Origin of the sequence: Synechococcus lacustris str. Tous, from assembly GCF_003011125.1 — a bacterium.
GTDB classification, from domain to species: Bacteria; Cyanobacteriota; Cyanobacteriia; order PCC-6307; family Cyanobiaceae; genus Synechococcus_D; species Synechococcus_D lacustris.
Genome location: NZ_PXVC01000260.1, coordinates 1 through 802 on the forward strand (window position 1 = coordinate 1; position 802 = coordinate 802).

Here is an 802-nt window from a genome sequence, read left to right on the forward strand (position 1 = left end):
GAGGCGTGGCCGTAGGCGCCGGTGATGCTGAAGTCTTTAGACCACTGGTAAGCCAGGGTGAAACCAAACTGGTTGGATTCGTTGAGGCTGGCATACATGAAGGGGGTGAGTGCTAACTGAGTACCCACTTGACCCATGGAGTTGTTGCCGCGCTCAAAGGCGTAGTTAGCAGAAGCCAACCACTTCTTATCCTTGCTCTGCCAGGCAAGCTGAACAGGCAAACGGAAGCGGGTATCACCACCAAACCAACCTTGGGTCATGGTGTTGGAGGCATCAGGTGCAACAGCATCAGATTCGTTWGCMARGTAKGCAATACCGAAGCTCACGCCACTCATACCGAAGCCTTTAGCACCCAATTTGCCCAGGGCAACACCTACGCCGGTACCGGTGTAGGAGGGGAATACACCAGCAGAGCTGTTGAAGAACTCAAGCAGAGCATCTTTGGTGTAGTAGGTACCACGGGTAGGCAGRATTGCCTCTTGGGCTAAGCGTGTACCAACGGCAGCCACTGCATAATCACCAACTGGGAAGCGGTAGAACAGCTTGTCGATGAAGATGCCAGTYCTGGAGTTGTTGGGCCACTCAACAGTTGCACCGTCGTAGGCGAGGGCAGCAGCTGGATCAGCAGCACGGGCTGCGAATGCGTAGGTGTTGTTAGCGCGGATGCGGAACTGGAACTGATCTTTACCAGTGAAGCTGGTATCGAAGTTCAGGTAAGCATCATGGGAGAACGTGAAGGCGTTCTTATCAGCAACATAGTTTTTGTTGGTGGTGTAAGCAGCCAAGTTACGAACGAACTTAG

At 53.1% G+C, this 802-nt stretch carries 1 protein-coding gene; it reads right to left on the reverse strand.

Going from position 1 to position 802, the window contains the following annotated elements; all coding sequences use genetic code 11:
- Window positions 1-785 (reverse strand): porin (locus tag C7K08_RS15795; protein ID WP_206603896.1); only part of this gene is annotated, 785 nt, incomplete at its 3' end.
- Window positions 786-802 lie beyond the last annotated feature (17 nt).